The organism is Blautia glucerasea (assembly GCF_020537505.1).
GTDB lineage: Bacteria > Bacillota > Clostridia > Lachnospirales > Lachnospiraceae > Blautia_A.
Map to the genome: position 1 here is coordinate 1 of NZ_JAJBMO010000030.1, position 24,329 is coordinate 24,329.

Below are 24,329 nucleotides of genomic sequence, written 5' to 3' on the forward strand. Positions count from 1 at the left end.
AAGCGGTTCCAACAATAGCAAAACCCTGCAAAAGCAGGGCTTTGTCTACAGTCTGAAACCCTGGTGCGTGTGAGCAACAGGGTTTTTTATTGCGATAGTTTGTGATGATATCACAGAAAATGATTTACCTTTTGCTTATAATGTAACTACAAACAAAGTAAGGAGGTAGTCTAAATGAGATTAAAAGATAAAGTTGCAATCATTACGGGTGGAAGCCGTGGTATAGGATTTGCCACAGCTGATAAATTCTTGAAGGAAGGTGCTTCAGTTGTGTTGGCAGCAAGTTCACAGGAATCGGCAGATGTTGCTGTAGATAAATTAAAAGAAAAATATCCCAATGCAATAGTTGCTGGAATTAGTCCAAATCTGGCAAGCATGGAGTCTGTCAGAAAGGCTTTTAAAGAGGCAACTGAAAAATATGGATGTGTCGACATACTGGTAAATAATGCAGGGATTTCAGAAAACACCTCATTTATGGATTATACAGAGGAGACTTTTGATAAAGTCATGGATCTAAATGTAAAAGGAGTATTTAATACTACTCGTGTAGCAGCAGAATGTATGGTGGCAAGAGGCAAGGGGGTCATTCTCTCAACTTCTTCCATGGTGAGTATTTCGGGACAGCCAAGTGGGTTTGCTTATCCGGCATCGAAGTTTGCAGTAAACGGATTGACTGTATCATTAGCAAGAGAACTAGGACCTAAAGGTATTCGTGTTAATGCTGTTGCACCTGGGATTACAGAAACTGATATGATGAAGGCCGTGCCAAAGGAAGTTATCGAACCTATGATTGAAAGAATTCCATTGCGTCGTCTTGGACAGCCAGAAGATATTGCCAATGCGTTTGTGTTTCTTGCTTCAGATGAGGCGAGTTACATTACAGGTGTTATATTAAGTGTAGATGGTATGGCAAGAAGTTAAGTTAATGAGGTATGGTGATGTAATCACGGAAAATAAATGAAATTAAGACTATAATAAATCTACAAAAAGAAAAAGATAAGGAGGACTGTAAAATGTCTGCTATTAATATCAATAAAAATAATTTTCAGAACGAAGTACTGAATTCCGATAAAACCGTTCTTTTAGATTTTTGGGCATCTTGGTGTGCACCTTGTCGCATGGTAGTACCTATTGTAGAGGAGATTGCAAGTGAGCGTAGAGATATTAAAGTTGGAAAGATTAATGTAGATGAAGAGCCTGAACTGGCAAATAAGTTCAGTATTATGAGCATTCCGACTTTAGTGGTTATGAAGAATGGGAAGATTGTACAGCAGGTTTCAGGGGCGAGACCTAAGAATGCGATTTTAGAAATGCTTTAGGGAGGTGTGCTAATGGGATTTTTTGATCTCTTTAAACAGTCGAATATTAATCAAGGCATAGAAGAATATAAAAGGACTGATGATGCAGTTCTGCTGGATGTACGTACACCGCAGGAATATCAGGAAGGACATATACCAGAAAGTAAAAATGTGCCGTTGCAGCAACTTGACAATATTGCTTCTGTAGCGAAGAATAAGGATATCCCACTGTTTGTATACTGTTATTCCGGTTCACGAAGCCGCCAGGCAACTGGGATACTGCAACGAATGGGATATTCTAAAGTAAATAATATCGGTGGCATTGCAGCTTACTCAGGAAAGGTGGAAAAATAAGATGAAGGTAATAATTGTAGGAGGTGTAGCCGGAGGAGCTACAGCCGCAGCAAGAATACGCAGACTGAATGAACATGCTGAAATTACTGTGTTTGAAAGATCCGGATACATATCCTATGCAAATTGTGGACTTCCATATTATATTGGAGACGTGATCACAGACCCGGAAGAACTTACACTACAGACACCAGAGAGTTTTTTTAAACGCTTCCGTATTAACATGAAAATTCATCATGAAGTTATCTCCATACATCCGGAACGTAAAACGGTTTCAGTGAAAAATTTAGAGAATGGTGAGATATTTGAAGAAAAATATGATAAGCTGATCCTCTCTCCAGGTGCAAAGCCAACACAGCCGAGACTTCCCGGAGTAGGTATTGATAAACTTTTTACACTTCGTACTGTAGAAGACACTTTTCGGATAAAGGAATATATAAATAAGAATCATCCAAAATCGGCTGTATTGGCAGGTGGCGGTTTTATTGGTCTGGAACTGGCAGAAAATTTGAGGGAGCTTGGCATGGATGTTACGATTGTCCAGCGGCCTAAGCAGCTGATGAACCCTTTTGACCCGGATATGGCATCCATGATCCATAATGAAATGAGAAAGCATGGGATAAAACTGGTACTGGGCTATACAGTAGAAGGATTTAAAGAAAAAGACAACGGAGTGGAGGTCCTGTTGAAAGATAATCCATCCCTTCAGGCTGATATGGTAGTTCTGGCAATCGGAGTCACACCAGACACAGTATTAGCAAAAGAAGCCGGTCTGGAACTTGGCATCAAGGAAAGTATTATAGTGAATGACAGAATGGAAACCTCTGTACCGGATATTTATGCTGCAGGTGATGCAGTTCAGGTAAAACATTATGTTACGGGTAATGATGCGCTGATTTCTTTGGCAGGACCAGCCAATAAACAGGGCAGAATCATCGCTGATAATATTTGTGGCGGTGATAGTCGTTACCTGGGCAGTCAGGGAAGCTCCGTTATAAAAGTGTTTGATATGACTGCAGCCACTACAGGTATCAATGAAACCAATGCCAAAAAGTCAGGATTAGAGGTAGATACAGTAATTCTTTCTCCTATGAGTCATGCCGGTTACTATCCTGGTGGAAAAGTGATGACCATGAAGGTGGTTTTTGAAAAAGAGACCTATCGTTTGCTTGGTGCTCAGATTATTGGATATGAAGGAGTTGATAAACGTATTGATGTGCTGGCAACAGCAATCCATGCAGGGCTGAAGGCAACCCAGCTGAAGGATTTGGATCTCGCATATGCACCGCCTTATTCCTCTGCCAAGGATCCTGTAAATATGGCAGGATTCATGATAGACAATGTAGCAAAAGGTACCTTAAAACAATGGCATCTGGAAGATATGGATAAGATTTCTAGAGATAAAAGTGTTGTGTTGCTGGATGTGAGAACTGTAGGTGAATTTAACAGGGGGCATATGGATGGATTCAAAAACATTCCTGTAGATGAACTAAGGGAACGTATCAATGAAATTGAGAAGGGAAAGCCTGTTTACCTGATATGCCAGAGTGGGCTGCGAAGTTATATTGCCAGTCGTATTCTGGAAGGAAATGGATATGAAACATACAACTTCTCCGGCGGATTCCGCTTCTATGATACAGTTGTCAATGACCGTGCGCTGATTGAAAAGGCATATGCATGTGGTATGGATTATTAAAAATAATCATAATATTTTTATGATTTTCTCGTAATATAAAAAGATCCCCCATTTATTAGAATGACTTTCATAATTCTGATAAATGGAGGATTCTTCTTTATATGTTACAGAAAAACAATTTTATGACCTTTGGAGTGTTTCCAGTCTTTTTGGATCAAGGATTGTGATTTTGCCGCGGGAGAGTTTGACGAGACCCTCGCCTTGAAAGTATCGAAGCATTCGAGTGATAACTTCCCTGTGGGAACCAAGATGATTAGCAATCGTCTCATGAGTGATTTTCAGCTCGTTTGTTCCTTCGATAGAGGTCTCTTCTAAAAGAAATGAAGCAACACGCTTATCCAAACTCTTCCACATGATTTGTTCAATCAGCCACATGACATCAGAAAAGCGGGTGGCTATTAACTCATTGGTATAGTTTGCGACGGGAGCAGATTCCTTCATAATGCCCTTATAGATTTCAGCAGGGATGATCCAAAGATCAGTATCTTTTTCTGCTTCAATGGTTACTTCAAATTGAATGGAGCGTATGATACATGAGGCGGATAAAAGACACATATCCATATCGAACAGACGGTAAAGTGTAATCTCTCGTCCTTCATCTGAAAGTATGTAGGTTCGAAGCTGCCCGGATTTAACCAGTAATAATCCAGTGCAATCCAGGTTTCCATTGTGAATGATTGTCCCTTTTTTTACATACTGTGTGATTAAATTGTCTGAAATTATTTTTTTCTGTGTTGTATTTAAGTCATTCCATAGTGGAAAACAATTTTCGAAGTTCATAACCGTTATCTCCTTTACGAACATAGTATACTTGCTTTTTTTAGATGCGTCAATTATATAACTGGCATATGCCATAAATAGAAATAAAAAGAAGTGTAATAAAGTAAATTATCTTTTCTGTGATATCATCACTGAAATAAGACTTTTTATGAGGTATATTAAGTTCAAACAGGAGAAGGAGTTGAAAAATATGACATCAATAAATATAAATAAAGAAAAGTTTGGACAATTAATTCATAAGGAAAAACCGATTTTGGTTGATTTCTGGGCACCTTGGTGTGGTTATTGCCGTAGAATTGGAGCGGCTTATGAAAAAATAAGTGAAGAATACAGCGATATTCTTATTGCTGGAAAAGTAAATATTGATGAAGAACCACAGATTGCAGAAGCTGAAAAGATTGAGATAATTCCTACGCTGGTTTTATATCGAGATGGAAAGGCAATAGATTCTATTGTTGCACCTGAATCAAAAATAATGATAGAGAATTTTATTAATGAAGCATTGGAAAAATAAAAGGAGGACTGCTGTATGAATGAAAATCATGTTTACGATATGATTATCGTGGGGGGAGGACCTGGAGGGTATACTTCAGCATTATACGCAGCCAGAGCAGGATTTGATACAATTGTTTTAGAAAAATTATCTGCAGGTGGTCAGATGTCATTGACCTGGCAGATTGATAACTATCCTGGTTTTGAAAATGGAATTGACGGATTTTCATTGGCAGAGAAAATGCAAAAACAGGCGGAAAAATTTGGCGCTAAAAGTGAATATGCTGAAGTTTTTAATATGGATTTAACAGGAAAGCTTAAGAGAGTAGAAACTAGTTCGGGAATTTATATTGGGAAAACAGTAGTGATTGCTACTGGAGCAAATCCAAGAGAACTTGGTCTCGCTAGAGAAAAAGAATTGATAGGTCATGGGGTTGCTTATTGTGCCTCCTGTGATGGTATGTTTTATAAAGATAAGATCGTGGTGGTTGTTGGTGGTGGAAATTCTGCTGTATCAGATGCTGCTCTTTTAAGTCGAATTGCTAAGAAAGTCATCATTGTTCATCGTAGAGATACATTACGTGCAACGAAAATCTACCATGACCAGCTGATGAAAACTGAAAATATAGAGTTTCGATGGAATAATACAGTAAATGAACTGATTTATGGAGAACGATTGACTGGTGTGCGGTTGAAAGATACAGTTACAGGAGAAGAAAACATTATAGAATGTGACGGCCTGTTTGTGAGTATAGGAAGAAAACCGACAACAGATTTTTTAGATAATCAGATAGAACTGGATAATAAAGGATATATTGTGGCAGGTGAAAACACTGAAACGAGTATTCCGGGTGTTTATGCTGTAGGAGATGTCAGAACAAAGTTACTTCGTCAGATAGTAACAGCAGTGGCAGATGGTGCTATGGCAGTACATATGGCAGAAGAGTATATGGAGAAATAATAATCAGAATTTGAATAGTGAACTTTTTATACTGAAATATGTACGATTTCAATAATGACATGAACTTATGGGAACGTATTGCGGATACTTTGTGAACTTTATCCTGATACAATGATTATGCTGATGAAAGAAGGCATTCAGAATGGAATTACACTAGAAATACTTATGACAAAAAAACATAAGAAAACACCGGAAGAAAAAGCAGCTGTTGCGAAACAAAAGAAACAACAGATGAGAACAAAACTGAAAAAAGAAACAAGAGATAATCTGGCTAAAGAAGAGATCTTGCAAGATGACCGATTTTTCTTTATTGCCGGTTATACCTCCGGAGGTGCACCGTATGGTATCACCTTGGAGGAAATGGGTCTGAAACCTTGGGATGATTTGGAGGAAAATAAAATGGTGTAAAAGTAGTGTAAACAAACAAAAATCAGCTGTGAAGATTATTGAAAACTATTGAAAACAATACGCTTCTCATATAAAATATACAAAAAATAACTATTTTTTACATATAAAAAGAAGTTGTGAAATTTTTATCTTTAAATGTGCGAAAATTATGAAAATCGTGCGTATTCATATACTTATACAGAAGAATTTTCATGTAATAAGGCTAAAAAATGAGACGTAGCGGTAGAATACGGAGCTGATTTGCACAATAAAATATAACAAAAACCAGGAAAATCAATACGTCATTTAAAAACAAATTCTTAACAAATAATGAACTTTGTATACATTCAAACGTTTTTCTTGCACTTCTTTTGTCAATTTGCTATAATTATCTCAATAAACAGAAAGAAATGGGAGAGGTAAACTATGAATTTAGGTATCATTGCACATAATAGCAAAAAAGTTCTCATTGAAGATTTCTGTATCGCTTATAAGAACATCCTGGCCAAGCATGAGGTATATGCCACCGGCACTACAGGAAGACGAATTGAGGAAGCTACCGGCCTTCATGTCCACAAGTTTTTACCAGGCAGTATCGGAGGCGATAAGCAGTTCATGGAAATGGTAGAGCGGCAGGATCTGGATATGGTAATACTTTTCTATAATCCTGTTATGATAGATCCGAAGGAGCCAGATATCACAGCCATTGTAAAGCGCTGTGACCAGTATAATATTCCAGTAGCGACCAACATCGCTACTGCAGAACTTCTTATCCTGGGACTGGCCCGTGGCGATCTGGATTGGAGACTGAATCTGAAATGAGAGTCATCGCAGGAAAAGCAAGACGACTAAACCTGAAAACTGTACCGGGCATGGAGACACGCCCCACCACAGACCGCATCAAAGAAACTCTTTTTAATATTCTTCAGCCTGAACTTCTGGACTGTCGATTTCTTGATCTGTTCAGCGGAAGCGGCGCGATCGGCATCGAAGCATTAAGCCGTGGAGCTGCTCAGGCTGTTTTTGTTGAGAAAAATCCCAAGGCATGTACCTGCATAAGAGAAAATCTTACATTTACAAAACTTGCAGATAGTGGTAAACTGCTGAACATGGACGTGCTGCAGGCCCTTCGTTCCTTAGAAGGAAAGGGCGTTTTCGACTGCATATTTATGGATCCTCCATATAACCATGAGCTGGAGCGCCAGGTTCTGGAATATCTCCAGGACAGCTGTATTCTGGATGAGAACACACTGATCATCATAGAAGCAGATCTGGCCACAGATTTTAGCTATGTGGAAGACCTTGGTTACAGACAGTTGCGTTCCAAAGAATACAAAACCAATAAGCATATCTTTTTATGTCGGGGAAAGTGAGAAAAACACATGGTAATAGCTGTTTATCCAGGAAGTTTTGATCCGGCCACATACGGACATCTGGACATAATCAAGCGGGCAAGCGTCTCTTTCGACAAAGTAATCGTGGGCGTTTTGCATAATTCTGCAAAAAGTCCGTTGTTTTCTGTGGAAGAACGTGTTAATATACTAGAAAAGGCAACGAAAGACATGGAGAATGTAGAAATCAAGGCATTTGAAGGTCTTTCTGTAAATTTTGCCAGAGAAAATCATGCACAGGTAATCGTGCGTGGGCTCCGGGCAGTAACAGATTTTGAGTTTGAACTTCAGATGGCACAGACCAATCGGGTACTTGCTCCGGATATTGACACCGTGTTTCTGACGACAAGCCTGGAATACGCATACCTTAGTTCTACCATTATGAAAGAGGTAGCAGGCTATGATGGCGATCTGGGTAAATTTGCTCCGCCGGAAATTACCGAAGCTGTTAAGAAAAAGATGCACGATTTGAAGAAATAGAATAAGGAGAGTTTACTATGAGCAGCAGAATTGAACAGATCATTGAAGAAATCGAAGAGTATGTAGACAGCTGTAAATATCAGCCACTTTCTACAACTAAGATTGTAGTAAATAAGGAAGAAATCGAGGAGCTACTTCGTGAGCTTCGTCTTAAGACACCAGACGAGATCAAGCGTTATCAGAAGATCATCAGCAATAAGGATGCTATCCTCGAGGATGCACAGACCAAGGCTGATGCCCTGATCGCAGATGCACAGAACAAAGCTCAGGAGCTTGTTACCCAGCATGAGATCATGCAGAAGGCGTATGCACAGGCAAACGAGACCATCAATGCAGCGAACCGTCAGGCACAGGAGATCCTGGATTCCGCTACACAGGATGCCAACAGCATTCGTCTTAGCGCCATCACCTATACAGACGACATGATGGCGAATATCGGTTCCGTACTTACCCAGACTCTTGAGGATGCAGGCGGCAAGTATAAGGGATTTATTGATGCTCTTCAAACTTGCATGGATGTTGTAAACCACAATCGTCAGGAACTTGCACCGCAGACTGCTCAGGCTGCAGCTATGTCTGGTTCCTATCAGCCGGCAGACACAGAGGCTTCCAAGGAAGATGAGGCGCTTCTGGACGAGCTTGGAGACAACTAATTCTGTTGCATTTATAGCAGACATAAGAATATAAGTGTAAGCACAGCTGTGATTGCTGTGTTCATACATTTTGCAGAAGCGTACAGGTGAAGGGAGATCTCCTTTCCAAGTACGCTTTTTGTTTGTGCCATTATACAGATCCCACCGAATGCACTCATACAAAGGGCCAGGAGCATACGCAATGGATAGGGAAAACCAGATAGCAAAAGACCGTGAAGTCCGGTGGTTATTTCCAGTGTTCCAAGGAAAAGATATTTTCCCGTTTCCGGCAGAAACCAGAAATGTCCGATAGCTGCTGAAAGGATGGAGAACAGCAGAATATAGCCTCCTAATTTTGTCATTGTCTCAAAGCTGTTCATAATCACAGAATCAAGAAGCCCGGCTGTAGTTTGAGCTATGGGGCTTTTGCATTCGGGATAAAAGGATGGGGCAGAATGTTTTTCATATAACACAAAACGAAAAAAACACATACAGATCATATCTGCCAGCAACAAAATCCCCACAAGCACGCTGGTCTTTATCTGTCCTTCCAGGCAGATCTGCCCTACATAGGTGATCAGAAATGCAGGGCTTGGGTTGTTGCAAAAGGTTAAAAGATACTCGGTTTCCTGACGGCTGATTTTCCCGGCATAATACAGGTCTGCCGCTAATTTTGCACCCATAGGATAACCGGTAAGCAGTCCAAGAAGAAAGACATATGTTCCCCCTGGAGAAAGTCCGAAAACCGTCTTGAAAAAAGGCGCAATTGGATGTAAAATTTTTGCGATTCCATCTGTATGGACCAAAATCCCAGTAAGGATCATAAAAGGCAGAAGAGTGGGAAGCAAGGTCTCCAGCCACAGCTTCAGTCCATCTCTGGAAGCAACAAGTGCTTCCGCTGGAAAGCATAGAAAGAAAAGCAACAGTAGAAAAATGAGAAGCAGGGAGATTTTTTTCTTCATGTTAACCTCACACTTTATAAAAGCTGCATTATTTTGAAGATAAATATTTTGAAAGCGAAAAGCCGTATATAAAATTTATATTATAACTTTTCATTTAAATACCGTAAAACACATAAAAGAATACAAAACCCGGAGGTAATTTCACATGGCTATTTTAGAAAATTATGAACCGAAGAATGTTTTTCATTATTTTGAAGAGATCTGCAGTATTCCACACGGTTCTGGAAACACAAAGCAGATCAGCGATTATCTGGTGAATTTCGCCAAAGCCCATCAGTTCAGATATGTACAGGACGAGATGAACAACGTTGTAATCTATAAGCCAGCCACCCCTGGTTATGAGAATGCCCCGACCCTAATCCTTCAGGGACATATGGATATGGTTTGTGAAAAGCGCCTGGATGTGGAGCATGATTTTACGGCAGAGGGCTTGAAGTTAGAAGTGGATGGGGATTATTTATCTGCTGAGGGAACCACCCTTGGAGGAGATGACGGAATCGCAGTTGCTTACGGGCTGGCAATCCTTGACAGTACTGATTTAAGCCATCCGGCACTGGAAGTTGTTTTTACAGTTGACGAGGAGATCGGACTTCTTGGCGCAGATGGATTCGACTGCAGCGTATTAAAGGGCAGAAGGATGATCAATCTGGATTCTGAAGAAGAGGGCCGCCTCTGGGTGAGCTGTGCAGGCGGCGTAAGCGGCAATTCTTATCTTCCGGTACAGAGGGTAAAAGCCTCTGGCGAAAAAGTATCTGTAAAAATTACTGGTCTTACCGGTGGGCATTCCGGTGCAGAAATCCACAAAAGCCGGGCAAGCGCCAATATTCTTATTGGACAGTTTCTTTATGAGCTTGGCAGAATCTGCGGCTATGCCCTGAAGGACCTGGAAGGCGGTCTGAAGGATAATGCCATTCCAAGAGAATGTACCGCAGCACTTCTGGTCCTGCCAGAAGAGGTTTCCCTGGTCACTTCCCAGGCAGAGAAAATGCAGGCTGCTTTTCGGGAAGAATATGCAGGCTCTGATGAGAACATTACCATTCAGGTAACAAAAGAGGGCAATGAAGATGCAGAGGTTCTTCACCCAACCAGCCAGGAAAAGGTGATTTTCTTCCTTATGAACCTTCCTTTTGGAGTGAAGAAAATGAGCGGTACCATTGAGGGGCTGGTAGAAACCTCCTGCAACCCTGGAATTATGAAGCTGTACCGGGACGAATTATTTGTGCAGACAAGTATCCGAAGTTCCGTTGGTTCTGCAAAAGAGGCCCTTTCCCACAAAATTCAGTATCTCAGCGAATTTCTTGGCGGCGAGTATGATACGGAGGGAAATTATCCAGCCTGGGAATACCGCAAGGATTCCGGACTTCGTGATAAAATGGTTGAAGTTTACAAGGAGATGTATCACCAGGATCTGCAGGTAGTTGCCATCCACGCCGGACTGGAATGTGGCCTTTTCTATGAGAGAATGGAAGGGTTGGATTGTACTTCCCTTGGTCCGAACATCCTGGATATTCACACCTACGAAGAACGCCTGGACATGCCATCTGTAAAACGTGTCTGGGAGTACCTGGTGAAGGTTCTGGAAGCCTTGAAGGACTGATGTTTTTATTGTCTGCAAACACGCTCTAATCTATGGAATTATCCTCATACAAACCAGCTGTACTACATATTTTCAGTGCAGCTGATTTTTTTGTTCTATTTTTTTTATTTTCCCATATATTATCTGAGGGTAAAAAATTCACCCTATAGTTTCCCATATGTTTAAGAGAGGAAATGCCATGAAAAGAAAGACCGGAAAATATCTGCTCCTTCTTCTTTTTCTCCTGCTGTCACTTACCTTGCTTCAGAATTTTATTCAGCAAAGAAGCCAGACTTCCCTGTTAAATTCGGATACCTGTTTTACAGAAGCCTTCCGGGAACAGGCCCTGAGACCTGAGCTTTATGCGCAGCTTGACGAAAAAGAATATCCGGACAGGGAATTTGCTGATCTTCTTACTGCAACTATGTTAAATGGAAAATTTTTTCCAAGACGTCTTTCCCGGAACAATGAAGCTTACCTGCGCTTCAAGCCCGAAGACTATTATGATCTGAGAAGCTGTTACCTGGCTGTCTGGAAAGATTTGGAAACGTTTCCCATTCCTGTCAGGGCAGATGGAGAAATAGAAGAAGAGATTTTTTATGAAAACACCTTTGGGGCTGACCGAAGCTATGGTGGAAGCCGGAAGCACGAAGGCTGTGATCTCTTTGGCACAATTTCTCAGTCCGGATTTTATCCTGTGATATCTATGACTTCTGGCAGCATAGAAAAAATCGGATGGCTTCCTCTTGGGGGATATCGGATCGGGATCCGTTCTTCCCATGGTGGGTATTTTTATTATGCACATCTGGAATCCTATGAAAAAAATTTCCAGATAGGAGAAACGGTGGAGGCCGGACAGATCCTTGGATTTATGGGGAATACCGGATATGGAGAGGAAGGCACTTCTGGAAAATTTCCAGTCCATCTTCATCTTGGAATCTATGTAAATCCAAAGGGAAAAGAGGAGCTGAGTGTGAACCCTTACTATGTTTTACGTGCCATGGAGAAAAAAGTAAAAAAGTATACATATTGATAACAATTTTTTCGAAATATATGCTATAATAATTAGACATATGGGCAGCTCAACAATATTTAGCAGCAGAACAGATTTTATAGGCTCTGTTATTTTGCCCATATCCGGTAAGGAGCGAATTATATGGAAATACAGTTATGGAGAAGCATTTTATGCCCCTACGAGCTGGCGGTCAGGGAACTGATCGTCAAATTTGAGCACATTATCAGTGAACACAGAGAAAATGATCTGTATTCCCCCATTGAACAGGTAAGCGGACGTGTGAAGAGCGTATCCAGCATCCTGGAGAAAATGCAGCGCAAGCATATTCCCATGGAGCGCATGGAGGAGGAAGTAGAAGACATTGCTGGAATCCGCATTATCTGTCAGTTTGAGGAAGATATTGAGACAGTAGCGTCTCTGATCCAGAATCGGTCTGATATGACCATCAAAAGCGAGAAGAATTATCTGAAGCATGTGAAGCAGAGCGGTTACAGAAGTCTTCATCTGATCATTTATTATACGGTGGAAACCTTAAATGGTCCCCGAAAGCTGCAGGCGGAGATTCAGATCCGTACCATGGCAATGGACTTCTGGGCTACCATTGAGCATTCTCTTCAGTACAAGTATAAAGGAGACATGCCGCCTCATGTGGCAGATCGTCTGACCAATGCGGCAAATGCCATTATTCTGTTGGATCAGGAGATGTCCTCTGTTCGAAATGAGATTATGGATGCTCAGAATTCTTCACAGATGCAGTCGAATCTTGTGAAAGATATTCTCAATAATATAGAGAACCTTTACCGTGTATCCAGCGAGCGGGAGGTGATTAAGATCCAGACGGAATTTCTCAGGGTTTTCCATACCAAGGATCTGAAACAGTTGGAGCGTTTTCACAGACAGCTGGATATTATTGCGGAAGGCTACCGTGCCCAGGCTGTCTACCATGAGGTCGGACACCAGCCGGGTAAGAGCTGTATTTCGTAAAGCTGTCCGAAAAATGTTACTGTTCGCTGGTAATATTCCACGAAGTGTTTTTTGTGAAAAAGTTCACAGAAACCCCGATAATACATGACTGTCCAGTCCATTCGCGTTTTAGCATCCACAGGCGGATAGAAGCAGGGCAGTACATAGGAGAAAAATATAGATGTCACAATTTTTACCAGTTACAAAAAAAGATATGGAGGCCAGAGGCTGGGAGCAGTTGGATTTTGTCTACGTGACAGGAGACGCTTACGTGGATCATTCCTCGTTTGGAACAGCCATCATCAGCCGTCTTCTGGAGAGCCGGGGCTACAAGGTGGGAATCATCCCCCAGCCGGACTGGAGACGCAAAGAGAGCATAGCCGTACTTGGGGAGCCTCGTCTTGGATTCCTTGTAAGCGCAGGCAATATGGACTCCATGGTAAATCATTATACCGTTGCGAAGAAGCACCGCCAGAAGGATTCCTATTCTCCTGGCGGTAAAATGGGTCTGCGCCCGGACCGGGCCGTAATCGTATACAGTAATCTCATTCGTCAGACTTTTAAGAAAACTCCTATTATTCTTGGGGGAATCGAGGCAAGTCTCAGGCGGATGGCACACTACGATTACTGGGAAAATAAGGTAAAGCACAGCATTCTTATAGATTCCGGTGCCGATCTGATCTCCTACGGGATGGGAGAGCATTCCATAATTGAAATTGCAGAGGCTCTTGACAGCGGCATTCCTGTGGCGGAGATCACTTATGTGGCAGGTACGGTTTACAAGTGTAAAGATCTGTCCCGCGCCTATGCCCCCATTGTGCTTCCCTCTTACGAGGCAGTAAAAGAGGACAAGATGTCTTATGCCAAAAGCTTTGCCATCCAGTATCAGAATACGGATCCGTTTACAGCAGGAACCATGGCAGAGTCTTATGGAAATAAGGGATATGTGATCCAGAATCCGCCAGCCCTTCCCCTTACCCAGAATGAAATGGATGATGTATATGATCTTCCTTATGTAGGAAGCTATCATCCCATGTATGAAAAAGACGGCGGGATCCCGGCACTGGAGGAGATCAGGTTCAGTCTTACCAGCAACCGGGGCTGCTTCGGAAGCTGCAGCTTTTGTGCCCTAACCTTCCATCAGGGAAGAATCCTGCAGACCAGAAGCCACGAATCCATTCTAAAAGAAGCTGTTCACATGACAGAAGAGAAGGATTTCAAGGGCTATATCCATGATGTAGGCGGACCTACCGCAGATTTCCGCCAGCCCTCCTGCCAGAAGCAGCTGACCAGGGGCGTTTGTAAGAACCGGCATTGCCTGTTTCCGGAGCCCTGTAAGAATCTGACTGCCGACCACAAAGATTACGTGTCCCTTCTTCGAAAGCTGCGTAATCTTCCAAAGGTAAAAAAGGTATTTGTCCGGTCCGGGGTCCGGTTTGATTATGTGCTGGCAGATCCAGACAAGACCTTTCTCAATGAGCTTGCCAAATATCACGTAAGCGGACAGCTTCGTGTGGCACCGGAGCATGTTTCAAACCAGGTGCTGAAATATATGGGAAAGCCGTCTCATGAAGTATACCAGAAGTTTTTAGAGGAATTTGATAAAGCGAATCAGAAAGCCGGATTGCAGCAGTTTGCAGTTCCCTATTTCATGTCCTCCCACCCGGGATGTACTATGAAGGAAGCGGTAAAGCTGGCGGAGTATGTCCGTGAGCTTGGCTTTACTCCGGAACAGGTGCAGGATTTTTATCCCACACCATCTACCTTATCCACTTGTATGTATTATACGGGTATCCATCCGCTTACGGGCGAGAAGGTCTATGTGCCTAAGAACGCCCATGAGAAATCTATTCAGCGCGCCCTGATGCAGTATAAAAATCCAGCCAACAGAGAGCTGGTGTTGGAGGGCTTGAAAATTGCAGGACGCATGGATCTGGTTGGATATGGGGAAAAATGCCTGATTAGACCGATCCGGGAAGGTCATGGCGGAGACAGATATCCTGAAAATTCCGGACGCAGTAAAACTTCAAGACATAGTACAGGGAATCGTGTCCCTGCCCCCAGAAAAACCATCCGCAACAATCACACAAGAAAAAAACAGAAATAGGAGTGTTTTCATGAAATTAACGCAGACGAACAAAGGAGAATTCGGATACCTGAAGCGTGAGCGGAAACGGAGGATCATCATTGCCGCGATCATGCTTGGCGTCCCCGTTTTTATTTTCATCAGTATGTGGATCTATCTTGGCACCAGAAATTCCATCTGGACCATCATTGCACTGGTTGGCTCCCTTCCAGGCTGTAAGGCAGTGGTAGATGTGATCATGGTTTATCTGGCCAGGCCCGTAGATCCGGCTCTGTACAAGAAGATCAACGCTCATCAGGGAGAGCTTGTAATGGCATATGAGATGTACATGACTTTTTATGAAAAGAAGTGCGCCATAGATGCCATTGCCGTATGCGGAAATACAGTTGTGGGTTACACCAGTGATCCGAAAGCTGATACGAATTTTATGGCGGCAGAAGCCCAGAAGCTGATCCGTAAAAATGGTTATAAGGTAGATGTAAAGATCTTAAGTGAGCTTCGCCCTTTCCTGGAGCGGCTGGACTCCATGAACGAGCACAGGGAATCCTTAGAAGAGGGACTTCGCTTTACTCCGGACGAAAGATATCCTGATTTTACCAGGGATGACATGGTGAAGCATGTGATATTGAATTTGTGTATCTGATGCTAAAATAGTGTAAACTAAGCAGCTTCCCCATAAATGCAGAAGCTTAATTTATGAAACATCAGTATTTGAGAAATACAGAATATATTTCCAGTATAGTATAATGAATTTAATTCCACATTTGACAGGATATCCATATGAAAGAATTTATTATAAATGAAAACGAAGCGGGGCAGCGCTTTGACAAATATCTTGGAAAGCTCCTTCGGGAAGCACCCAAAAGTTTTTTTTACAAAATGCTCCGCAAAAAGAATATCACCTTAAATGGAGCAAAAGCCACCGGGAATGAGAAGCTCACCTCCGGTGACCATGTAAAGCTTTTTCTTTCCGACGAAACCTTTGAGAAATTCGCCGGGGCGCAGGAAACCGTAGCAAGAGCCCACCAGAAGCTTCACATTGTGTATGAGGATGACAATATTCTTCTGATCAATAAGCCTGTTGGAATGCTTTCCCAGCCTGCGGATGATAAGGAACCTTCTCTGGTAGAATATCTGACCGGCTATCTTTTGGAGTCAGGAGCCGTTACGGAAAGCTCCCTGCACACCTTCCGCCCATCTGTGTGCAACCGCCTGGACCGAAATACCAGCGGTCTTGTGGCCGCAGGAAAATCCCTGGCAGGGCTTCAGGAGCTTTCCACCCTTTTCCATGACAGAAACCTTCATAAATTCTATCGATGTCTGGTAAAAGGTGTCCTAAAAAATGAAAAATATATCAAAGGATATTTGCATAAAGACGAAAAATGTAATAAAGTAACAATACAGGAAAATGAAACACCAGAGGCACTTCCCATTGAGACCAGATACCATCCTCTTGGAGATAACGGTAAGGTTACACTGCTTGAGGTAGAACTGATCACAGGGCGTACCCATCAGATCAGGGCACATCTTGCCAGTACTGGACATCCCCTGATTGGAGATTACAAGTACGGGCGGCCTTCCCTAAATGAAGAATATCGTAGAAAATATGGCCTGAAATCCCAGCTGCTCCACGCATACAGACTGGAGATTCCCAGGATAGAAGGAAGGCTTTCCTATTTGTCTGGCAGGCAGTACATAGCGCCATTGCCCCAGCTGTTTCAAAATATCCTGAAAGAGGAACACGTAGAGGAGAATAAATAATATGAAAATCTGGCATGAAGTATGGGACTACATAAAAATGATCATCATTGTAGTGGCAGTAGTCCTGGTTATCAACAACGTAGTATTGATCAACGCAAAAATTCCGTCTCCCTCCATGGAGAAAACCATTATGACCGGAGACCGTATCTTTGGATTCCGCCTGGCGTATGGAATTAACCTGGATCTGTTCGGACATGAGATTTCCAAGAAGGTCAAAGATCCTGAGCGTTTTGACATTGTGATCTTCAAATATCCGGATGACGAAAGCCAGCTTTTCATCAAACGTGTGATCGGACTTCCAGGAGAGACTGTTGAGATCAAGGATGGAAAGGTATACATTGATGGGTCTGAGACAGCACTTGATGACTCCTTTATTCCAGAGAAGATGAAAGGAAGCTTCGGACCATATACGGTTCCGGACAACTGCTATTTCATGTTAGGAGATAACCGAAACAATTCCAAGGATTCCCGTTACTGGCAGAATACCTTCGTCCGCTTTGACCAGATTGTGGGAAAGGCAATGGTAAGATATTATCCTTCCATTAAGCTTCTTGGCTATGAGGAGCCGTAAACATGGCAACATGGAACAGCAGAGGCCTCCGGGGTTCTACCCTGGAGGACCTTGTAAACCGTACAAATGAACAATACAGGGAAAAGGGACTTGCACTGGTGCAGAAGATCCCAACTCCCATCACTCCGGTACGCATGGATAAGGAGAACCGCCACATTACCCTGGCCTACTTTGACCAGCGAAGTACCGTTGACTACATAGGTGCAGTACAGGGTATCCCTGTCTGCTTTGACGCAAAGGAATGCAGCGCCCAGACGTTTCCTCTGGCGAACATTCACCCCCATCAGGTGAAGTTTATGGAGGACTTTGAAAAACAGAACGGCGTGGCATTTTTTCTTATATTTTTCAGTCATCTGAACCTGTTCTATTATTTGCCCTTCCGTGATCTGTTGGTGTTCTGGAAGCGGATGGAAGAGGGAGGACGGAAAAGCTTCCGCAGGGAGGAACTGGACGAGAAATACTATCTGCCGAAAAAAGGCGGCTTTCTGATTCCTTATTTAGAGGGATTGAAGCTGGATCTGGAATCGCGAAATCATGGGAATACATGATTTCTGTGCATCACAAAGCGGTTACTGGTCACAGAGTGAACAGTAACCCAAGTTTGCACGCTGTACCTGTCACAAGAAGGTTCGTCTTGACAATGGAATCAGATTCCATTATAATCGACATTGGTTTTATATTATCGTGGTAGTGTGATAAAGTGTTATGCAATTAACAACCCCTCCTCTGAGAGATCAGAAGAGGAGGGCAGACTGCGAAATAAACAAGAAACATCATGGAGGAAACATTATATGCAGAGGATTTTTCATACGCCGGAAGGTGTACGGGATATTTACAGTCAGGAATGCAGCAGGAAACAAAAGCTTCAGGAGAAGCTCCATCATGTATTCCACCAGTATGGCTTTGAAGATATAGAGACTCCCACATTTGAATATTTCGAAGTATTCAGCAAAGAAGTGGGAACCATTCCCTCCAGGGAGCTTTATAAGTTTTTCGACAGAGAGGGCAATACACTGGTGCTCCGTCCGGACTTTACGCCATCCGTTTCCAGAGCATGTGCTACCTATTTTAATCCGGAAAAAGAAGTGGTCAGCCTGTGTTACACAGGCAATACCTTTATCAATAATTCCAGTTTCCGTGGCAGACTAAAAGAAACCACCCAGATGGGCGTAGAGCGTATGGGAGACGATTCAGCGGAAGCAGATGCAGAGATTCTCGCCATGACTGTAGAGTGTCTTCTTGCTGCCGGACTTACCGAGTTCCAGGTAAGCGTAGGACAGGTGGACTATTACAAGGCCATTTTGGCACAGACCGGCATGAGCCAGGAAGAGGAAGAAGAGCTTCGGGAGCTGATCTCCCAGAAGAATTACTTCGGCGTAGAGGAGCTTGTAAAGAGCAAGCATATGGATAAATCCCTTGCGAAAGCCCTTTCCCAGCTTCCCCAGATGTTCGGTTCCGCAGAAATTCTGGAGAAGGCAAAAGTCCTTACCGACAATCCCCAGGCATTAAAAGCAGTTGCCCGTCTGGAGGAGATTTATGAGCTTCTAAAGGTTTATGGTTATGAGAAATATGTTACATTTGATTTTGCCATGTTAAGTAAATACCATTACTACACTGGAATTATTTTCCAGGCCTATACGTATGGTACTGGTGAGGCGCTGATCAAGGGAGGACGTTATAACCAGCTGATGAAGCATTTCGGAAAACCGGCTGCTTCCATCGGATTTGCAATTGTAGTGGACAACCTTCTTATGGCACTGTCCAGACAGAAAATTGAAATGGAGGAAGAAGAGGGTGTTACGGTGATCACTTACCGTAAGAAAAACCGCATTCAGGCAATCCAGAAGGCAAAGGAGCTTCGCGCCCAGGGTAAGAATGTGGCTCTTCGTCCGGAGAAAGTAACGAAGGTTTGTGAGGTGGAATTATGAGATATCTGACTTTTGCTCTTACCAAGGGAAGACTTGCAGACAAGACCCTTTCCATGTTGGAAAAAGCCGGGATTACCTGCGAAGAGATGAAAGATAAGGATTCCCGTAAACTGATCTTTGTAAATGAAGAATTAAAGCTCCGCTTTTTCCTTGCCAAAGGACCAGATGTGCCTACTTACGTAGAATATGGTGCTGCCGATATTGGAATTGTGGGAAAGGATACGATTCTTGAAGAAGGCCGTAAGCTCTATGAGGTAATGGATCTTGGCTTTGGAGCCTGCCGTATGTGTGTATGCGGACCAGAGAGTGCGCGGCCGCTTTTAAGTTCCAACCAGCTGATCCGTGTGGCAACCAAATATCCCAACATTGCCAAAGATTATTTCTATAATAAGAAGCACCAGACCGTTGAGATCATCAAGCTGAACGGCTCCATTGAGCTGGCTCCCATTGTGGGGCTCTCTGAGGTGATCGTAGATATTGTGGAGACCGGAAGTACCCTTCGGGAAAACGGTCTGAAGGTATTGGAAGAGGTTTGCCCACTTTCTGCCAGAATGGTGGTAAACCAGGTAAGCATGAAGATGGAGAATGAGCGGATCAGCAAACTGATTGAGGATTTGCGTAAAGTAATCTAAAAGAAGTATCTGATATTACGCCATAGAAAATAAAGTCGAAATAATTTTGAAGACTGTTTAAATTTAAGTTGGAAGGACCGATTACAATGCGTACAGTAAGATTAACAAAGGAATCTACCAAGGATATTCTGGAAAATCTTTTAAAAAGAAGCCCCAATAATTACGGCAAATTCGAAGCCGCAGTAGCAGATATTCTTGCAAATGTGAAGGAAAAAGGGGATGAAGCTCTTTTTTCCTACACCAAGGAATTTGATAAAGTAGAAGTTACCCCGAAAACCATCCGCGTAACCGAAGAAGAGATCGAAGAAGCCTATAAAGCAGTTGACGCTTCTTTGCTTGAAGTTATCCGTAAGGCTCTTGTAAACATCCGCAGCTATCACGAAAAACAGCGCCAGAACAGCTGGTTTACCAGCACAGAGAACGGTACCATGCTTGGCCAGAAAGTAACCCCGTTAAACCGTGTAGGCGTTTATGTTCCTGGCGGAAAGGCAGTTTATCCATCTTCTGTACTGATGAATATTGTGCCGGCGAAGGTTGCTGGCGTACCCCATATCGTGATGACCACACCTCCTGGAAAAGACGGAATGGTAAATCCTTCCACCCTGGTAGCGGCAAAGGAGGCAGGTGCTGACGAAATCTATAAAGTGGGCGGTGCCCAGGCCATCGGTGCCCTTGCCTATGGTACGGCAAGCATTCCCAAGGTTGACAAGATCGTCGGCCCTGGAAACATTTTTGTAGCTTTGGCAAAGAAGGCCGTATACGGACATGTAAGCATTGATTCCATTGCCGGACCAAGTGAGATCCTGGTTCTGGCAGATGAAACCGCCAATGCACATTATGTAGCAGCGGACCTGCTTTCCCAGGCGGAGCATGATGAGATGGCTTCCGCGATCCTAATCACCACCAGCACAGAACTGGCACAGAATGTGGAAAAAGAGATTGAAGGCTACCTGAAAGTTCTTTCCAGAAAAGAGATCATTGAGAAATCCCTGGAGAATTTTGGATATATTCTCATTGCAGAAGACATGGACGAAGCCATTGAAGCGGCTAACGAGATTGCTTCTGAGCATATGGAAATTGTAACTAAGAATGCATTTGAAGTTATGATGAAGGTTCGAAACGCAGGTGCGATCTTTATTGGCGAATACAGCTCCGAGCCTCTTGGAGACTATTTTGCAGGACCGAACCATGTTCTTCCAACCAACGGAACTGCTAAATTTTTCTCTGCACTTTCCGTTGACGACTTTATCAAGAAATCCAGCATCGTGTATTATTCCAAATCTGCCCTTCGGGATATCCACAAGGATATTATCCAGTTTGCAACATCTGAACAGCTTACGGCACACGCCAATTCCATTGCAGTCCGTTTTGAGGACGAGGATAAAAAGGAGCGGTCATGACAAGAGAAGCTACTGTTGAACGTAATACAAAAGAAACTAAGATTGCCATAAAGCTGAAGCTGGACGGAACTGGAAAAAGCAGCCTGGATACAGGTGTGGGCTTTTTTGATCACATGTTAGATGGATTTACCCGCCACGGGCTTTTTGATCTGGATGTAAAGGTAAAGGGAGATCTTCAGGTAGACGATCATCATACTATTGAGGACACAGGAATTGTCCTGGGCACAGCGATCAAAGAAGCGGTAGGAGATAAAAAGGGAATCCGCCGTTATGGAAGCTGCATCCTTCCCATGGACGAATGTCTGGTGCTCTGCGCTGTTGATCTTGGAGGACGTCCCTACCTTTCCTTTGACGGGGAATTTACCAGTGAAAAAATAGGGGATATGTCTACAGAAATGGTGAAAGAATTTTTCTATGCCATTTCCTATACAGCAGCCATGAACCTGCATATCAAGGTGCTCACCCAGGGAAATAACCACCACATGGCAGAAGCAATGTTCAAAAGCTTTGCCAAAGCACTGGATATGGCGGTGGCTTATGATCCGCGGATTTCAGACGTACTTTCTACAAAGGGCAGCCTATAGGGTTATACTCCACCCCAAAAGGGAAAACTGTAACTTATAAAAGAATAAATACCGTATACTGCCACTTGTTTTCTGAATGGAGGCAAGTGGCATAATTATTTGTATTTAAAATACGAAAAGGAGTTTACCAACTATGGATTCGAAAGAATTAAAAAGTAAAATGTCATGGTCCGATTTCAAATTAAACAGTGACGGCATGGTTCCTGTCATTGTACAGGATTACCAGACAAATGAGGTCCTGATGCTGGCTTATATGAATGAGGAGGCCTACCTTACCACCTTAAGGCTTGGGAAAATGACCTACTGGAGCCGCAGCCGCAACGAGCTCTGGACCAAGGGACTGACCTCCGGCCATGTTCAATATGTAAAATCATTGACGATTGACTGTGATAATGATACAATTTTGGCAAAAGTAGAGCAGGTAGGAGCTGCATGTCACACTGGAAACCGTACATGCTTTTTTACCCCACTGCTCTAAAAAACAGTCAAAGGTAAAATTATTATATGAAAAAACAAATGAAAAATGGCATGATCAAGGTTTTGATCCTGCTTTTGATTCTTGTGGGCGCTTATGGTCTGTGGTGTCATTTCCTTACGGATAATGTGATCTGGAAGAAATTGAAAGTCAATGGCATTGCCATTCAGGGAATGACAAAGGAAGAGGCAATTGACGCCATTTCTAGGGACTTTAAGGAAAAGTATCAGGATACCCAGATGACTGTCACTTTAAACGGGAAGAAATTCCAGGTATCTGTTTATCCGGTACTTGGTTTGGACGTGAAGTCCATCGTAGAAAGTGCCTACTCTTTGGGACATGGTGCCTGGTATACCCACGGGACAGACCGCATTGAGCTTATGAACAATAAGACAAAGGAAGAGGTCACTCTTATGCCGGAAGCCAGAAACAAGGACGAACTGGATACTGTTCTGGATGAGGCCGGGATCTTAAATGGCTCCACCACCGTACAAACTTCCTGTGAACTCACAGACACAGATTTAGTGATCACCAAAGGCAAAACCGGGATCGGACCTGATATGGATGCCTTGAAGGAGGAAATTCTGAGGGCGATTTCCATTGAGGATTATGAGGCAGTTATTGAGTGCCCGACGAAGGAAACTCCGCCGGACGAACTGGATATGGAAGTTTATTATGAAGAGGTACATACAGAGGCGCAGGATGCTTCTTTAGGGGAAAATAATGAGATCATTCCAGCTGTTACGGGCATTTCCTTCAATGTAAAATCTGCTGAAAAGAAACTGAAAAAAGCAAAAGAAGGAGAAACTGTCACAATTCCGCTGGAAATCACTTTACCAGATGTGTCCACAGAAGAAATTGAAGCCCTTCCTTACCTGAACCTGCTTGGTACTTATACCACATACGGCGGAGGAACAGATAACCGTGTAGCCAACCTGAAACTGGCTGTGGAAGCATGTGACGGGGTAGAGCTTCAGCCCGGACAGATTTTTTCCTATAACGATACCCTTGGACCACGAACAGAGGAAAGAGGATACCGGGAAGCCACTGTGATCGTTGGCGGTGAGCATGCCCAGGATATCGGAGGCGGAATCTGCCAGATTTCTACCACTTTATATATGGCATGTCTCCAGTCAGATCTGGCTATTGTGGAGCGCCATAATCACGCGGCGCGGATCGATTACGTGGAGGACGGACTGGATGCAGCAGTAGTATGGGGCGGACAGGATTTCCGTTTCCAGAATAACAGTGCATATCCGGTTAAGATCACCGCTTCCTACGATGAGAAAGAAGAAGCAGTGACAGTATCCATCTACGGTACGAAAACAGATAACAACCAGGTGGAGATCACTACCGAACATTCAGATGCCAATACTTGCCGGACCTATCGCAGCGTCTATGATGAGGAAGGTACCCTTCTTCGCAAGGAAGAAGTTGGCTACAGCCAATATAAACAATAATTTGCCAGGTCAATCTATTGATTTCGACAAAGCAGTCTGCTATAATGAAATGAATTGAATAAATCCGTTTTCAGTGCCTTTGCAGGAATAGACTGCAGGCTAAGAGGGAATCAGGTGAAAGTCCTGAGCGATCCGGTCACTGTAAACAGGGAATGGAATCTGTTCGTGCCATTTGTATTTTACTGAGAAGGTTAGATTCCGTAATGATCTGTAAGCCAGGAAACCTGCTGAATCCGTTAATGAAAGCTTCCGAAGAAAGCACTTCATTCTCATGATATATCTGACTGCAGAATATTTAAATTTTAGTGCCTGCTTCTTTGTTTGGAGCAGGTATTTTTGTGTAATAAAATATTCCGTTGGAATTTTCTGATGTATACAGATGAGCTTCTTTACAAGAAACTGCCTGGATTTATTCAGAACCATATAAATGAACTATAAAGAATCGAGG

26 protein-coding genes, 1 pseudogene and 1 riboswitch are annotated in these 24,329 nt (G+C 43.0%); of the genes and pseudogenes, 25 read left to right on the forward strand and 2 right to left on the reverse strand.

The genetic code is table 11. The annotated features are described in order from the left end of the window. Positions 1-174: 174 nt before the first annotated feature. The 4 genes from LIQ05_RS16935 (at position 175) to LIQ05_RS16950 (ending at position 3,345) form a co-directional block, all read left to right on the forward strand. A complete protein-coding gene (locus tag LIQ05_RS16935) occupies positions 175-921 on the forward strand; it encodes an SDR family NAD(P)-dependent oxidoreductase (RefSeq protein WP_005421611.1) in 747 nt (248 codons plus the stop codon). Between the two features lie 92 nt (positions 922-1,013). After that, positions 1,014-1,319 (forward strand): thioredoxin, encoded by a 306-nt coding sequence (gene trxA / locus LIQ05_RS16940; RefSeq protein ID WP_226822584.1) that lies wholly within the window; start codon positions 1,014-1,016, stop codon positions 1,317-1,319. 12 nt (positions 1,320-1,331) lie between these two features. Further along, positions 1,332-1,652, forward strand: coding sequence for a rhodanese-like domain-containing protein (locus LIQ05_RS16945; protein ID WP_005421613.1), 321 nt, complete (start codon positions 1,332-1,334; stop codon positions 1,650-1,652). A 1-nt stretch (position 1,653) separates the two neighbouring features. Further along, positions 1,654-3,345, forward strand: coding sequence for an FAD-dependent oxidoreductase (locus tag LIQ05_RS16950; RefSeq protein ID WP_226822586.1), 1,692 nt, complete (start codon positions 1,654-1,656; stop codon positions 3,343-3,345). 120 nt (positions 3,346-3,465) lie between these two features. Here the strand turns inward: LIQ05_RS16950 and LIQ05_RS16955 are convergent, their stop codons facing one another. Continuing rightward, positions 3,466-4,149 (reverse strand): Crp/Fnr family transcriptional regulator, encoded by a 684-nt coding sequence (locus LIQ05_RS16955; RefSeq protein WP_044951848.1) that lies wholly within the window; start codon positions 4,147-4,149, stop codon positions 3,466-3,468. Between the two features lie 166 nt (positions 4,150-4,315). On the opposite strand from LIQ05_RS16955, the gene LIQ05_RS16960 reads away from it, so the two are divergent. From LIQ05_RS16960 to LIQ05_RS16990, 7 genes are all read left to right on the forward strand, one after another. Next, on the forward strand, positions 4,316-4,639 hold the full coding sequence (locus LIQ05_RS16960) for a thioredoxin family protein (RefSeq protein WP_226822645.1): 324 nt from the start codon (positions 4,316-4,318) through the stop codon (positions 4,637-4,639). A gap of 15 nt (positions 4,640-4,654) precedes the next feature. Next, entirely contained in the window at positions 4,655-5,578 is a 924-nt protein-coding gene (gene trxB, locus LIQ05_RS16965) for a thioredoxin-disulfide reductase (protein ID WP_226822588.1), read from the forward strand. Positions 5,579-5,695: 117 nt separating this feature from the next. Then, positions 5,696-5,986 carry a hypothetical protein gene (locus tag LIQ05_RS16970; RefSeq protein ID WP_226822590.1) on the forward strand — a complete coding sequence of 97 codons (291 nt, stop codon included), beginning with the start codon at positions 5,696-5,698 and terminating at the stop codon, positions 5,984-5,986. Between the two features lie 405 nt (positions 5,987-6,391). After that, positions 6,392-6,787: a methylglyoxal synthase gene (locus tag LIQ05_RS16975; protein ID WP_021926957.1), complete on the forward strand. Its 396-nt coding sequence runs from the start codon at positions 6,392-6,394 to the stop codon at positions 6,785-6,787. Further along, entirely contained in the window at positions 6,784-7,338 is a 555-nt protein-coding gene (gene rsmD, locus LIQ05_RS16980) for a 16S rRNA (guanine(966)-N(2))-methyltransferase RsmD (protein ID WP_226822592.1), read from the forward strand. The genes LIQ05_RS16975 and rsmD overlap by 4 nt, the downstream gene beginning before the upstream one ends. Before the next feature lie 9 nt (positions 7,339-7,347). Next, positions 7,348-7,836, forward strand: coding sequence for a pantetheine-phosphate adenylyltransferase (gene coaD / locus LIQ05_RS16985; protein ID WP_226822593.1), 489 nt, complete (start codon positions 7,348-7,350; stop codon positions 7,834-7,836). A 17-nt stretch (positions 7,837-7,853) separates the two neighbouring features. Next, a complete protein-coding gene (locus tag LIQ05_RS16990) occupies positions 7,854-8,489 on the forward strand; it encodes an ATPase (RefSeq protein ID WP_226822594.1) in 636 nt (211 codons plus the stop codon). An 11-nt stretch (positions 8,490-8,500) separates the two neighbouring features. Here the strand turns inward: LIQ05_RS16990 and LIQ05_RS16995 are convergent, their stop codons facing one another. Next, on the reverse strand, positions 8,501-9,430 hold the full coding sequence (locus tag LIQ05_RS16995) for a nucleoside recognition domain-containing protein (protein ID WP_226822596.1): 930 nt from the start codon (positions 9,428-9,430) through the stop codon (positions 8,501-8,503). Between the two features lie 145 nt (positions 9,431-9,575). On the opposite strand from LIQ05_RS16995, the gene LIQ05_RS17000 reads away from it, so the two are divergent. From LIQ05_RS17000 to LIQ05_RS17065, 14 genes and pseudogenes are all read left to right on the forward strand, one after another. Next, positions 9,576-11,027, forward strand: coding sequence for an aminoacyl-histidine dipeptidase (locus LIQ05_RS17000; protein WP_226822597.1), 1,452 nt, complete (start codon positions 9,576-9,578; stop codon positions 11,025-11,027). Between the two features lie 178 nt (positions 11,028-11,205). After that, on the forward strand, positions 11,206-12,039 hold the full coding sequence (locus LIQ05_RS17005) for a M23 family metallopeptidase (protein ID WP_226822599.1): 834 nt from the start codon (positions 11,206-11,208) through the stop codon (positions 12,037-12,039). A gap of 123 nt (positions 12,040-12,162) precedes the next feature. Then, positions 12,163-13,005 carry a GTP pyrophosphokinase gene (locus LIQ05_RS17010; protein WP_226822601.1) on the forward strand — a complete coding sequence of 281 codons (843 nt, stop codon included), beginning with the start codon at positions 12,163-12,165 and terminating at the stop codon, positions 13,003-13,005. A 160-nt stretch (positions 13,006-13,165) separates the two neighbouring features. Beyond that, positions 13,166-15,091, forward strand: a complete 1,926-nt coding sequence (locus LIQ05_RS17015; RefSeq protein WP_226822603.1) for a YgiQ family radical SAM protein — start codon at positions 13,166-13,168, stop codon at positions 15,089-15,091. Positions 15,092-15,101: 10 nt separating this feature from the next. Beyond that, positions 15,102-15,713, forward strand: coding sequence for a hypothetical protein (locus LIQ05_RS17020; protein WP_226822605.1), 612 nt, complete (start codon positions 15,102-15,104; stop codon positions 15,711-15,713). A 137-nt stretch (positions 15,714-15,850) separates the two neighbouring features. Then, positions 15,851-16,831 carry an RluA family pseudouridine synthase gene (locus tag LIQ05_RS17025; protein ID WP_226822607.1) on the forward strand — a complete coding sequence of 327 codons (981 nt, stop codon included), beginning with the start codon at positions 15,851-15,853 and terminating at the stop codon, positions 16,829-16,831. A gap of 1 nt (position 16,832) precedes the next feature. Continuing rightward, positions 16,833-17,402, forward strand: a complete 570-nt coding sequence (gene lepB, locus LIQ05_RS17030) for a signal peptidase I (RefSeq protein WP_226822609.1) — start codon at positions 16,833-16,835, stop codon at positions 17,400-17,402. Between the two features lie 2 nt (positions 17,403-17,404). Beyond that, positions 17,405-17,950 (forward strand): Holliday junction resolvase RecU, encoded by a 546-nt coding sequence (locus LIQ05_RS17035; protein ID WP_226822611.1) that lies wholly within the window; start codon positions 17,405-17,407, stop codon positions 17,948-17,950. A gap of 243 nt (positions 17,951-18,193) precedes the next feature. Then, a complete protein-coding gene (hisZ, locus tag LIQ05_RS17040; protein WP_226822613.1) occupies positions 18,194-19,330 on the forward strand; it encodes an ATP phosphoribosyltransferase regulatory subunit in 1,137 nt (378 codons plus the stop codon). Beyond that, a complete protein-coding gene (gene hisG, locus LIQ05_RS17045; RefSeq protein WP_226822615.1) occupies positions 19,327-19,962 on the forward strand; it encodes an ATP phosphoribosyltransferase in 636 nt (211 codons plus the stop codon). The genes hisZ and hisG overlap by 4 nt, the downstream gene beginning before the upstream one ends. An 86-nt stretch (positions 19,963-20,048) precedes the next feature. After that, on the forward strand, positions 20,049-21,362 hold the full coding sequence (gene hisD / locus LIQ05_RS17050) for a histidinol dehydrogenase (RefSeq protein ID WP_226822617.1): 1,314 nt from the start codon (positions 20,049-20,051) through the stop codon (positions 21,360-21,362). Then, positions 21,359-21,946, forward strand: coding sequence for an imidazoleglycerol-phosphate dehydratase HisB (gene hisB / locus LIQ05_RS17055; RefSeq protein WP_226822619.1), 588 nt, complete (start codon positions 21,359-21,361; stop codon positions 21,944-21,946). Before hisD ends, hisB begins: the two co-directional genes overlap by 4 nt. 154 nt (positions 21,947-22,100) lie before the next feature. Next, a pseudogene (gene hisI, locus LIQ05_RS17060) lies at positions 22,101-22,421 on the forward strand (phosphoribosyl-AMP cyclohydrolase); the annotation flags it as partial. 29 nt (positions 22,422-22,450) lie between these two features. Continuing rightward, positions 22,451-23,881 (forward strand): VanW family protein, encoded by a 1,431-nt coding sequence (locus LIQ05_RS17065; protein ID WP_226822625.1) that lies wholly within the window; start codon positions 22,451-22,453, stop codon positions 23,879-23,881. Positions 23,882-23,935: 54 nt separating this feature from the next. Next, positions 23,936-24,128: riboswitch (cobalamin riboswitch) on the forward strand. Positions 24,129-24,329: the final 201 nt, after the last annotated feature.

What these genes read in the sequence shown, in the direction of transcription:
- LIQ05_RS16945 (WP_005421613.1), top strand. Translation starts at nt 1,332, where the DNA reads ATGGGATTTTTTGATCTCTTTAAACAGTCGAATATTAATCAAGGCATA.
- hisD (WP_226822617.1), top strand. Translation starts at nt 20,049, where the DNA reads ATGCGTACAGTAAGATTAACAAAGGAATCTACCAAGGATATTCTGGAA.
- hisB (WP_226822619.1), top strand. Translation starts at nt 21,359, where the DNA reads ATGACAAGAGAAGCTACTGTTGAACGTAATACAAAAGAAACTAAGATT.
- LIQ05_RS17020 (WP_226822605.1), top strand. Translation starts at nt 15,102, where the DNA reads ATGAAATTAACGCAGACGAACAAAGGAGAATTCGGATACCTGAAGCGT.
- LIQ05_RS16975 (WP_021926957.1), top strand. Translation starts at nt 6,392, where the DNA reads ATGAATTTAGGTATCATTGCACATAATAGCAAAAAAGTTCTCATTGAA.
- LIQ05_RS17025 (WP_226822607.1), top strand. Translation starts at nt 15,851, where the DNA reads ATGAAAGAATTTATTATAAATGAAAACGAAGCGGGGCAGCGCTTTGAC.
- LIQ05_RS16995 (WP_226822596.1), bottom strand. Translation starts at nt 9,430, where the DNA reads ATGAAGAAAAAAATCTCCCTGCTTCTCATTTTTCTACTGTTGCTTTTC.
- LIQ05_RS16970 (WP_226822590.1), top strand. Translation starts at nt 5,696, where the DNA reads ATGCTGATGAAAGAAGGCATTCAGAATGGAATTACACTAGAAATACTT.
- lepB (WP_226822609.1), top strand. Translation starts at nt 16,833, where the DNA reads ATGAAAATCTGGCATGAAGTATGGGACTACATAAAAATGATCATCATT.
- trxA (WP_226822584.1), top strand. Translation starts at nt 1,014, where the DNA reads ATGTCTGCTATTAATATCAATAAAAATAATTTTCAGAACGAAGTACTG.
- coaD (WP_226822593.1), top strand. Translation starts at nt 7,348, where the DNA reads ATGGTAATAGCTGTTTATCCAGGAAGTTTTGATCCGGCCACATACGGA.
- trxB (WP_226822588.1), top strand. Translation starts at nt 4,655, where the DNA reads ATGAATGAAAATCATGTTTACGATATGATTATCGTGGGGGGAGGACCT.
- LIQ05_RS16990 (WP_226822594.1), top strand. Translation starts at nt 7,854, where the DNA reads ATGAGCAGCAGAATTGAACAGATCATTGAAGAAATCGAAGAGTATGTA.
- LIQ05_RS17005 (WP_226822599.1), top strand. Translation starts at nt 11,206, where the DNA reads ATGAAAAGAAAGACCGGAAAATATCTGCTCCTTCTTCTTTTTCTCCTG.
- LIQ05_RS17010 (WP_226822601.1), top strand. Translation starts at nt 12,163, where the DNA reads ATGGAAATACAGTTATGGAGAAGCATTTTATGCCCCTACGAGCTGGCG.
- LIQ05_RS17000 (WP_226822597.1), top strand. Translation starts at nt 9,576, where the DNA reads ATGGCTATTTTAGAAAATTATGAACCGAAGAATGTTTTTCATTATTTT.
- LIQ05_RS16935 (WP_005421611.1), top strand. Translation starts at nt 175, where the DNA reads ATGAGATTAAAAGATAAAGTTGCAATCATTACGGGTGGAAGCCGTGGT.
- hisG (WP_226822615.1), top strand. Translation starts at nt 19,327, where the DNA reads ATGAGATATCTGACTTTTGCTCTTACCAAGGGAAGACTTGCAGACAAG.
- LIQ05_RS17065 (WP_226822625.1), top strand. Translation starts at nt 22,451, where the DNA reads ATGAAAAAACAAATGAAAAATGGCATGATCAAGGTTTTGATCCTGCTT.
- LIQ05_RS17015 (WP_226822603.1), top strand. Translation starts at nt 13,166, where the DNA reads ATGTCACAATTTTTACCAGTTACAAAAAAAGATATGGAGGCCAGAGGC.
- hisZ (WP_226822613.1), top strand. Translation starts at nt 18,194, where the DNA reads ATGCAGAGGATTTTTCATACGCCGGAAGGTGTACGGGATATTTACAGT.
- LIQ05_RS16960 (WP_226822645.1), top strand. Translation starts at nt 4,316, where the DNA reads ATGACATCAATAAATATAAATAAAGAAAAGTTTGGACAATTAATTCAT.
- rsmD (WP_226822592.1), top strand. Translation starts at nt 6,784, where the DNA reads ATGAGAGTCATCGCAGGAAAAGCAAGACGACTAAACCTGAAAACTGTA.
- LIQ05_RS16955 (WP_044951848.1), bottom strand. Translation starts at nt 4,149, where the DNA reads ATGTTCGTAAAGGAGATAACGGTTATGAACTTCGAAAATTGTTTTCCA.
- LIQ05_RS16950 (WP_226822586.1), top strand. Translation starts at nt 1,654, where the DNA reads ATGAAGGTAATAATTGTAGGAGGTGTAGCCGGAGGAGCTACAGCCGCA.
- LIQ05_RS17035 (WP_226822611.1), top strand. Translation starts at nt 17,405, where the DNA reads ATGGCAACATGGAACAGCAGAGGCCTCCGGGGTTCTACCCTGGAGGAC.